The organism is Tumebacillus flagellatus (genome assembly GCF_000714935.1).
Taxonomy (GTDB): Bacteria; Bacillota; Bacilli; order Tumebacillales; family Tumebacillaceae; genus Tumebacillus; species Tumebacillus flagellatus.
The window spans coordinates 1-3,030 of record NZ_JMIR01000069.1 but is presented as its reverse complement, the minus strand read 5'-3'; the positions used below and the strand labels follow the sequence as shown (position 1 = coordinate 3,030).

Annotated in this window: 4 protein-coding genes; all 4 read left to right on the top strand. The window is 52.3% G+C overall.

Annotated features, from left to right (window positions below):
- Positions 1-231: 231 nt before the first annotated feature.
- Entirely contained in the window at positions 232-714 is a 483-nt protein-coding gene (locus EL26_RS22840) for a DUF2589 domain-containing protein (RefSeq protein ID WP_038094744.1), read from the top strand.
- Between the two features lie 65 nt (positions 715-779).
- Complete coding sequence (locus tag EL26_RS22835; RefSeq protein WP_038094742.1) at positions 780-1,352, top strand: DUF2589 domain-containing protein; 573 nt, start codon at positions 780-782, stop codon at positions 1,350-1,352.
- A 15-nt stretch (positions 1,353-1,367) separates the two neighbouring features.
- Positions 1,368-1,694 carry a hypothetical protein gene (locus EL26_RS22830; RefSeq protein WP_052036729.1) on the top strand — a complete coding sequence of 109 codons (327 nt, stop codon included), beginning with the start codon at positions 1,368-1,370 and terminating at the stop codon, positions 1,692-1,694.
- 95 nt (positions 1,695-1,789) lie between these two features.
- Positions 1,790-2,791, top strand: a complete 1,002-nt coding sequence (locus EL26_RS22825) for a hypothetical protein (protein ID WP_038094740.1) — start codon at positions 1,790-1,792, stop codon at positions 2,789-2,791.
- The last annotated feature ends 239 nt before the right edge of the window (positions 2,792-3,030 follow it).

Genomic DNA, 3,030 nt, shown 5'->3' with positions numbered 1-3,030 from the left:
AGCTTTCCAGCGCCGATGGTACTCGGACCGCAGGGTCCCGGGAGAGTAGGACGTCGCGAGGCATCGATTCAAAATCAAATAACAAAGCATAAAAAAGTCTCGTTCCCGAGTGGAACGGGACTTTTTTATTTCTCAAACATTTTCGGAATAACCAGGTGCTTGATCCATATGAATAAATCGTGTAAGGAGTTACTTCACTTCACTATGGATAACGAGTAGGAGGTTTGTTAAGTGGCAGAAGAGTTCGTATTTCACGATTTACTTGCTGCGATCAAGGACTCCGTGATCCAAGCAAATTCGGCAGCACAACAATCCTCGCTGGAGAGCATTCTGACTTGGTTTGAGAAAGACGGATCACCGAAGATGACGGAAATCCTGCTGCCTTCGATGAGGCCGGATGCACCTGTTGAGAGCATCAAAATTCCCTTGATCACCTTGATTCCTTTGTCGAGCACCAAGATCGACCGGATGACAGTCGAGTTCAACGTGCAGTTCGCGGATTTGATTACGAAGTCGGATGACAGCCCTTTTAAACAAAGTTCGTTGGGTGCAGCTGTTGAACCGTCGAACCAAAAGGACCTGACTTCAAACTTTGCCAGACGCGGCAAGGACAGCGAGCCGAATCTGGCAAGGATTCAAATAGAAATCAAGGGCACTGAACCGCCCGAAGCGTTGATGCGCATCAACGACCATCTTCTGAAGTACCTACCTTAATGTCCGAAAGGGGAATGCATTATGTCTGAACTTGTGAACATGTCTGAACAGTTTAAAGGCTTCCGATGCAAGATCTGATCGGTGCACCAATCAAAGCGGCTTGCGACGCGCAGGTGGCTCTGGCGAAAGCGACCGCCGACTTCATCACCACCGTCGGGATTGAAAAGGACAAAGACGGCAAGCCTTTGGGACCGCGCCATGTGACGTTCGAGTACAACCGCATGGTGGAAAACCCGTCGTACAATCCGGCGGATGCAAGCTCCAAGCCGTTTGTTGATCAGCATGTGGAAATCGCGGTCCCGTTGCTGGCGATCGTGCCGATTCCGAACTTGGGGATCGATCTCGTGGATGTGACGTTTGATATGGAAGTCAAATCGTCGTTCCAATCGAAAGACAACTTTTCTTATGAAGTCGGCGGAAGCGTGTCCGGGAGTTTCTGGGGCGTGACGGTTGAGGTTCACGGCAGCGTGACCTCTTCGTCGGAGAATACCCGCCAGAGCGACAATTCCGCTCGCTACCATGTGCAAGTGCATGCCAAGGACAAAGGCACGCCGGAAGGTCTGGCACGCGTGCTCGACATGCTCCATCAATCGATCACACCGGTTGTCAAAGAGCCGGTGAAAGTCACCACTGCGTAAAGCGAGGTTTGTTCAATGAGCGACACATTTGACATCGCGGACATGCGCTTCCTCAAGCGAGTCGTCATCGGGAACACCGACCCGGCGAACTTGAAAGACGAAAGCGTGATCCAGAAACAGATGGACTACTTGAACCGCTGTCTGCAAGACAATCCGAAGGGCCAGATCGTGGGCAAGGAAAAAGGATTCCACCTCGTGCGGATCGGGGAGCATCAAATTGCGCTTGAGTACGTGGCGTACCACGTCGGGTTCAAACGCAAACCGATTTGGATGGACGAGGAAGAATCGGGCATGGCGCAGGCCAACGAGATGGATTCGATTTTGCAGAAGCTTTTGAAGTAAACATACGTAGGAGTGAGGGGAGACGGGCAAACGCGAAATGGATTTGCCCGTTTTTTCCCCATCTGCATCTAGAGATCAGGGGGGAAGACTGTCAGATGGGATATGAATTTGGACAAGTGCTGGGGGAGTTGATGAAGTCGATCATCACCGCGCGCAGCCTCTCCGATAAGGCCTCCCGGGAACTGGCGATTTCGTATGAGAGGGACGAGTTGCTGCGGGCGTTTCCGGTGCCGTTTGTGGAGTTGGAGAATGTGGAGATCGAGTTGAAGTTTGCGTTCCAGACAGAAACGGGTTTGGGAGATTTGCCGTACATAGAGAGCATAGAGAAGACGGAAGGTTTAGCGGCGGGCGTGGAGGATGATCTCGTGCAAGAGACAGCGCGGCGCGTGAGTGAGACGGTCATCAACGCGATGACGACGTTGCAAAGACTTGTGACGCTCACGAAGGCGTTTGAGATAGAGCAGGCGGGGCGGTGCATTGAAGAGACGGTGGTATCGGTGGTTCGTGATCCGACCCGGTTGTCGATGGCGACGCAACCGCCGGCGGGAGTGAAGCTGGCGGCGTTTGATGTACGCCGGGTGGTGACGAAGGTGATCTATGCGCTGATGAAGAACGGGATGGTCACACTGACCAAAAAACATCTGCCCACCGTCACCAACGAGCTGGTGAAATTGCTTGGGCCGATCTCCCTTGAACACGAGGAAAAAACGGCCGAGGTCCGAGGGTTCATCTCACAGCAGCCCCCGACAGACGATTGGCCGACGACGCCTCCGATCGTCGTAATTGGTGACGGTGTGGATGATGTCCCGTATCCGACAGTTCCAGTAGAAGATCCAGTTCCAACTTTGAGACCCACCTTGAGGCCAACGTTGGCACCGACGACTGCACCGACGACTGCACCGGATGATACGCCGCGCCCGATTCCGGTGCCGGGGTATTCGAATCCGATGAATGTGATCATTCAAGCCAACGAGCTGTTGAATCTGCCTGCTGAAATGCTGTCGTCGATCAAGATCACCGTAAACGTCAGCAATTACGAATGGACCGGTGTTGATCGAGGAAACGGCCAGTCCACACGCAAGCTGACTCGCGAATAAGAAAGCCACGCTGCCAGAAACGTCTCTCGGCAGCGTTTTTGTTTGGGTTTGTTTCGGATCCGAAATTGAGCTTCCTCTCTCTGCATGATAAGATGTTTCTTGTCGCCGCGAGAGAAGCGGTTGAAAAAGTAGAGATTGGCAGTTGACATTCAGTAGTTGATATGCTATCTTATAGAAGTCGCCTCTGAGCGACACGATTGATCCTTGAAAACTAAACGAGTGATAGATGAAGATCGATT